This is a genomic window from Flavobacterium gawalongense (assembly GCF_007097265.1).
Taxonomy (GTDB): Bacteria; Bacteroidota; Bacteroidia; order Flavobacteriales; family Flavobacteriaceae; genus Flavobacterium; species Flavobacterium gawalongense.
In genome coordinates this window covers 1-6,502 of the sequence record NZ_VJZP01000063.1, presented here as the reverse complement: position 1 = coordinate 6,502, position 6,502 = coordinate 1, and the positions used below count along the sequence as shown (strand labels likewise).

Here is a 6,502-nt window from a genome sequence, read left to right as displayed (position 1 = left end):
AGAAAGATGGTAAATTATAAATAAATGTCAATAAAATCAGTACTTAATAAGTGCGACCAAAGTGCCTATACCTAAAAGAGATAAAAAAGATTTTCACTGTAATCGGGTAATATGGTAGTATTTATATTGAATACTTGACACATTTTAAATTTTCCCCTTGTCTTCTTAAAGTATTTAGAAATCCGTAGTGATGTTAAATCATTTTTACTAAAATGTAAAATTCACACTTTTTTTTCTGCAACTCCTTGTTTTCTTTGTTTATCTCTTCAAAATGCAATAAATTTGTAATTATTAAAATGACAGTGAAAAACGAAAGATGAGAAAAGAAAATATTAAAGTCGTAATAAGCGATTTAGACGGAACCTTATTAAATTCAGACCACAAAATATCACAATATACTAAAACCGTTTTCCAAGAACTCCATAATCAAAACTATTTAATAATTGTTGCTACGGGTCGTCATCATCTTGACGCTATGCCAATCGTGGAAGGATTGGGTTGTCCAGTTTATTTAGTAACATCTAACGGAGCGCGAATCCATTCCCCTGAGAAAGAACTTCTTTTTTCTTTTGACATCAAAAGCGATGCTATAAAATCGGTTTTGGCTATAGAAAGAGATCCTGAAATTACAACGGTATTATTTAGAGAAAATGTTTGGCAAACGAACAAGCACAATGAAAAATTAAATAGTTTTCAAACGGAAATCAATTATCATCCTGAACTTGTAGATTTTGATACTTTAGATGATTTAAGTGCCATAAAATTATTTTTCACTCATGATAGCCATTCCAAATTAGTTGAATTAAGAAATAAAATTTTAGAGGATCATTCTGATGTTTTTAGTCATGCTTTTAGCCTTCCTCTTTGTTTGGAATTTATGGATAAATCGGTAGACAAAAGTGTTGCTATTGCAAAAATTTTGGAAAAAGAAAATTTTATTTTTCAGGAAGCAATATCTTTTGGGGATGGATTTAATGATGAAAACATGCTTAAATCCACCGGTAAAGGATTAGTTATGGGCAATGCGCCTGAGAGTTTGAAAAATAGACTTTCTCATTTAGAAGTGATTTCAACCAATGATAATGAAGGAGTTGCTTCCTATATATCCAAAAAATTATTAAAAAAGATACTTCAATAATAGAGGTAGTAGTTGCATATAAGGCTCCTTTTATGGAATGATTTCATATTTTTTTTCAAACATCCATTTATTTGGATCTACTATGAATGATTCTTTGCTTTTCTTTCTAAAATAATCATAAATTTGCAACTATTAGAAAAAACACACAACACAAATAATAATGAGCAATACAATCACAACTACTAATTTTAATTTCCCCAATCAAAAATCAGTTTACAGAGGCAAAGTAAGAGAAGTTTATAACATCAATGATGAACTTTTAGTGATGGTAGCTACTGACAGGCTTTCGGCTTTTGATGTAGTTTTACCAAAAGGAATTCCATACAAAGGTCAAATTTTGAATCAAATTGCGACTAAATTCATGGAATTGACAAAAGATATAGTACCTAACTGGTTAATCGCAACTCCAGACCCTAATGTGGCTGTTGGTCATTTATGTGAGCCTTTCAAAGTAGAAATGGTAATCCGAGGTTATCTTTCAGGTCATGCTGCTCGTGAGTACGCTCTTGGCAAAAGAGAAATTTGCGGAGTAAAAATGCCAGAAGGTTTGAAAGAAAATGATAAATTTCCCGAACCAATTATTACACCAACTACCAAAGCAGATAATGGCGAACATGATGCAGATATTTCTCGTGAGGAAATTTTATCTAAAGGAATTGTTTCAGAGGAGGATTATTTAGTTTTAGAAAAATATACTAGAGCATTATTTCAAAGAGGAACTGAAATTGCTGCCAGTCGTGGATTGATTTTGGTTGATACCAAATATGAATTTGGGAAAACCAAAGACGGTGTAATTGTTTTAATTGACGAAATTCACACACCAGATTCGTCTCGTTATTTTTATGCCGAAGGATATCAGGAACGTCAAGATAAAGGCGAAGAACAAAAACAATTATCGAAAGAATTTGTTCGTCGTTGGCTAATCGAAAATGGTTTTCAAGGAAAAGAAGGACAACAAATTCCTGATATGACTAACGAATATATTGAAACTGTTTCTGAAAGATATATCGAATTATATGAAAATATTCTTGGAGAAAAATTCGTTAAAGCTGATATTTCAAATATTGATGAAAGAATCGAGAAAAATGTCTTGGCTTATTTAGAGAATAGATAGAATACTTTCGAAAAAAAGACAAATAAAAACCGCAATTCTGAATTTGAATTGCGGTTTTTTGTATTAAAAAAGAAGTACTATTTTTCTAAAACTACTTTTAGATTGTTCAATCCATCTTGCAAATCTTTTCCCAGCATTTCTTCCATATTCATTATGGGTAACATTAAATTCATTGGATAAGGCATTTTTCCATCAAATCCCCACTTTACTTTAGTTTGATTTGACGAAATAGCTTCCGTTATCATGTAAGCATTATCGGTTGATTCGAATGGAACTTTAAAGCGTAATTCAAAATCAATTCGTTCTCCTTCAATGATTTTTTTAATTTCCTGTTCTCCAACACCCACGTTTTTATCCTGGCTATTCCATGAATAAACAAATCCTATCGTGCCGTCAGTTCCTGAAAATGTTTTAATCATTTTTGGATCTTTTCTATTCCAAACGCTAAAAATGTCTTGATTTTTCAAATATTTCACATAGTTGAAAACACTGTCTTTGGGTTGGTTGATAGTAATTTCTCTTTCTACGGCATACTCTTTTGGCAAGAATAAAGCAATTAGCAATGCCAAAGCAATAATTCCCAATAGCCCTAAAATAATTTTTTTGATAATGTTCATGATTTTTAATTTTAAAATTAATGATTATTTCAATTTTTTAAAATGGATTCATAACAATTTATCCATTCTTGAACTGTTATTTTTTGCACGAGTTCTGCAATTAAATCAAAAGGGATTTGATCAAATTTTTTAAATCGGATGCAACTTTTTCCCATATCTAATTTTTGGGTGCTGTGTTTTTGGTATTCGGTGACAAACCAATTTAGTAATTCTGGGTTAGCATATATACCCATATGGTATAATGCTATAAAATTTTTCTGGGAAGCAATACTTATAAATGGCAGCGGTAGTTTTGGTTCACAATGATATCCATTTGGATAAATGGAATGTGGAACTACATAACCTACCATTCCATAAGATATTTGTTCAACAAATCCTTTTGGAATATTTTTAAGAATAGTTTTGCGAAGTCTAAGAAATGCTGATTTTCTTTCTTGGGGAATTTCTCTTAAATACGCTTCGATTGATGTTGCGGATGACTGCATTTTAAGAATTGTTTAAGTAAATTTACTAAAAAAACCGCAATTCGTAATTTGAAATGCGGTTTTTTAGCCCCGATTACTTCACCTTGTTTCTACTTTCAGCGGAGTTCAGTGAACTTCGTTTGCAGTGGAAATCCTTTCTAGTCCTGAACTTGTTTCAGGTTCCTGAAACAAGTTCAGGACTAGAAAGATTGCAACGGATAGCGGGATTAGCTCCTAAAACTATTTAAAATAAGAGAAGGTTTCTTCGTTTTCCAATTTCAATAATGTCTCATAAATTAGTTTAATCACATTTTCAACATCATCACGATGCACCATTTCAACCGTGGTATGCATGTAACGCAAAGGCAATGATATCAAAGCGGAGGCAACACCACCATTACTGTATGCAAAAGCATCAGTATCTGTACCCGTAACACGAGAGGAAGCCAATCGTTGAAATGGAATTTCTTTAGCCATAGCGGTTTCCAAAATCAATTCTCGCAAATTATTCTGAACTGCAGGAGCATAAGTAACTACAGGACCTTTACCAATTTTTGTCTCCCCTTCAATTTTCTTTTCGATCATTGGAGTAGTGGAGTCATGACAAACATCTGTTACAATCGCAACATTTGGTTTGATGGTTTTGGTAATCATTTGGGCACCACGAAGACCCACTTCTTCCTGAACAGAATTGGTAATATACAATCCAAAAGGAAGTTTTATTTTGTTTTCGTTTAACAAACGAGCCACTTCGGCAATCATGAAACCACCCATACGGTTGTCAATCGCACGACAAACAAATTTGTTTTCGTTCAAAATCATAAATTCATCAGGATACGTAATTACACACCCTACATGAACGCCCATTTTATCTACTTGATCTTTAGTTTCGCAGCCAATGTCTATAAATAGATTGTCAACTTTTGCCACTTCTTCTTTACTTCTATTTCTAGTATGGATGGCTGGCCAGCCAAATACCCCTTTTACGATTCCATTTTTAGTGTGAATATTGACACGTTTTGAAGGAGCAATTTGATGATCTGAACCACCATTTCTAATCACGTAGATTAATCCATCGTCAGTAATGTAATTTACATACCATGAAATTTCGTCAGCATGACCTTCAATCACTACCTTATACGGAGCATCCGGATTTATTATTCCTACAGCCGAACCGTAAGTGTCCGTTATAAAAGTATCAACATAAGGTTTCAAATAATCCATCCATAATTTTTGTCCATCACTTTCATAACCTGTAGGCGATGCATTATTAAGGTAGTTTTCTAAAAACTCAAGTGATGACTTCTTTAATATTGATTTAGTACTCATAAAATTATTTTTTTGCTAAATTATAAATTTGGCATCACAGTTGTGTATATAATGTATAATTTTGGAAATTAAATTTTTCAACCCATGAGGATTATTCAACTTTTCTTTTTTATACTTTTTACAACTATATATGTTAATGCTCAGGTGACCCAAAAGGATACAACCAAAATGGGCTATATATTGACAGAAGATGATTCTATACTTAATGACACCATACAATTAGAAGAAATAGTAATTCATAAAGAGAAACTGGATCCCGAAGCAAGAAAACAATTTTTATTGCTTCAAAACCGAGTATACAAAACCTATCCCTATGCAAAATTAGCAGCTGAAAGATTGACAGTTTTAAATAGAGGTATGGCAAACCTTAAAACAAATAAGGAAAAAAAGAAATATTTCAAGATAGTCGAAGGGTATCTTAGTAATGAATTTGAAGCTAAACTTAAAAAGCTATCCCGTAAGCAAGGTCAAATACTCGTAAAGTTAATTCATCGTCAAACCGGGACAACTACCTATGAGTTGGTTAAAAATCTTAAAAGCGGTTGGAAAGCCTTTTGGTCTAATACTGCTGCAAGCATGTTTGACATTAACTTAAAAACAAAATACCAACCGTATCAGTCTAATGAAGATTATTTAATAGAAACGATACTAGTGCGAGCCTTCGAATCAGGAAGATTGCAAAATCAGAATCCTGCGACACCTGTCGATTATGACAGTCTCACCGATGCTTGGGAGTCCAGAGCTGAAAAATTGAAACAATAAATATCATTTTGGCGTTCCCCCTTATAAAAAAGAGGCAATTATCTTAGTGGGTAGTTGCCTCTTTTTGTATAATGGGTCGGGCTATACGCTGCAAGTCCTCGAAAAACTCCATTTCATTCCATTTTTCTGTGGGCTTTTCGCTTCTATCCCTAACGCGGGCTGAGCATTCTGTCGACTTTGTCATTTGGACGAAGGGAGAAATTACATCAATAACATCTATTTTGTTACCTTATATATAGGAGCGAAGTGAGCAAGTTATGTTTGTTCGTATATAAAGAAACCCATAAATGCTTTTAATTTTGGTCTATCCTGTAGCTTTTATGGATTCGGAATGAGATTAAACTTTTTATTTGCATCTCAATAATGACAATCAGCGATACTATTTATAGATGCTACGGTAAGTCCTTAACCAGTAAACCGGTAATAAGCCCGAGTATTTAGGGGGATCCTTTAAAAAAAGAAAGGATACTAAGATTGCTTATATATAATGACTGTGGCTAATCCTATCCATTTCGGCTCCCTTTCCTTAGGAGAGTCCCGAAGTTTCGGGAGGAGAGGAAAAAAACTTTTAGATTCAAGAATCATGTTTTCAGTGAGTTAAAGAAAAAGACAAGAAAACGTTAAAAAAAAGTGATTAAAAAGCTTGAATAACTGAATAAAGGTGCTACTTTTGCACCCGCAATGACGCAGATGTTCTTACTTAAATATTGGAAAGTGAATCAAAAATAAGGCGAAAGTTTTAGAAAAAAGATTTGCGAGAAAAGAAAGAAGTAGTTATCTTTGTCGACCCGAAAGGGAGCAAGTTCATAGACAGATTGAGTGGGTGGAAACGTTGAGAAATCGCGTTTTACAGGAAAGAAAAAGGAAGCAAAAAATTTTCAAAAAAACTTTTCAAAACACTTGCGAGATTAAAAAGAAGTTGTACTTTTGCACCCGCTTCCAGAGACACACCATGTGAGTCAAACGAAACGAAAGAAACTGAAATAAATTCAGTTAAAACAAAGCAGAACACGTTCCTAGACATATTGAATTGACAGCCGTTTTGAAAGAGATTTCAAGACAAAAGAATAAGAGTAAT

6 protein-coding genes are annotated in these 6,502 nt (G+C 33.1%); 3 read left to right on the top strand and 3 right to left on the bottom strand.

Annotated elements, in window-relative coordinates:
* The first annotated feature begins 316 nt into the window (after window positions 1-316).
* The gene (locus FNW38_RS17125) at window positions 317-1,138 is read left to right on the top strand and encodes a Cof-type HAD-IIB family hydrolase (RefSeq protein WP_143388982.1); all 822 of its coding nucleotides are present in this window, start codon (window positions 317-319) and stop codon (window positions 1,136-1,138) included.
* A gap of 160 nt (window positions 1,139-1,298) precedes the next feature.
* Complete coding sequence (locus FNW38_RS17120) at window positions 1,299-2,252, top strand: phosphoribosylaminoimidazolesuccinocarboxamide synthase (RefSeq protein WP_143388981.1); 954 nt, start codon at window positions 1,299-1,301, stop codon at window positions 2,250-2,252.
* Between the two features lie 77 nt (window positions 2,253-2,329).
* On the opposite strand, the gene FNW38_RS17115 is transcribed toward FNW38_RS17120, so the two are convergent.
* The 3 genes from FNW38_RS17115 to FNW38_RS17105 all read right to left on the bottom strand — a co-directional run bounded on the left by FNW38_RS17115 (window position 2,330) and on the right by FNW38_RS17105 (window position 4,662).
* Window positions 2,330-2,869 carry an SRPBCC family protein gene (locus FNW38_RS17115; RefSeq protein WP_143388980.1) on the bottom strand — a complete coding sequence of 180 codons (540 nt, stop codon included), beginning with the start codon at window positions 2,867-2,869 and terminating at the stop codon, window positions 2,330-2,332.
* A 29-nt stretch (window positions 2,870-2,898) separates the two neighbouring features.
* Entirely contained in the window at window positions 2,899-3,354 is a 456-nt protein-coding gene (locus tag FNW38_RS17110; protein ID WP_143388979.1) for a DUF1801 domain-containing protein, read from the bottom strand.
* A 219-nt stretch (window positions 3,355-3,573) separates the two neighbouring features.
* Window positions 3,574-4,662, bottom strand: a complete 1,089-nt coding sequence (locus FNW38_RS17105) for a M42 family metallopeptidase (RefSeq protein WP_143388978.1) — start codon at window positions 4,660-4,662, stop codon at window positions 3,574-3,576.
* Between the two features lie 84 nt (window positions 4,663-4,746).
* Between FNW38_RS17105 and FNW38_RS17100 the strand changes: the two genes are divergently transcribed.
* Window positions 4,747-5,424, top strand: coding sequence for a DUF4294 domain-containing protein (locus tag FNW38_RS17100; RefSeq protein ID WP_143388977.1), 678 nt, complete (start codon window positions 4,747-4,749; stop codon window positions 5,422-5,424).
* The last annotated feature ends 1,078 nt before the right edge of the window (window positions 5,425-6,502 follow it).

Bases quoted from the DNA above. Each gene is read 5' to 3' on its own strand.
- FNW38_RS17125 (WP_143388982.1), top strand. From the start codon at position 317: ATGAGAAAAGAAAATATTAAAGTCGTAATAAGCGATTTAGACGGAACC.
- FNW38_RS17120 (WP_143388981.1), top strand. From the start codon at position 1,299: ATGAGCAATACAATCACAACTACTAATTTTAATTTCCCCAATCAAAAA.
- FNW38_RS17115 (WP_143388980.1), bottom strand. From the start codon at position 2,869: ATGAACATTATCAAAAAAATTATTTTAGGGCTATTGGGAATTATTGCT.
- FNW38_RS17110 (WP_143388979.1), bottom strand. From the start codon at position 3,354: ATGCAGTCATCCGCAACATCAATCGAAGCGTATTTAAGAGAAATTCCC.
- FNW38_RS17105 (WP_143388978.1), bottom strand. From the start codon at position 4,662: ATGAGTACTAAATCAATATTAAAGAAGTCATCACTTGAGTTTTTAGAA.
- FNW38_RS17100 (WP_143388977.1), top strand. From the start codon at position 4,747: ATGAGGATTATTCAACTTTTCTTTTTTATACTTTTTACAACTATATAT.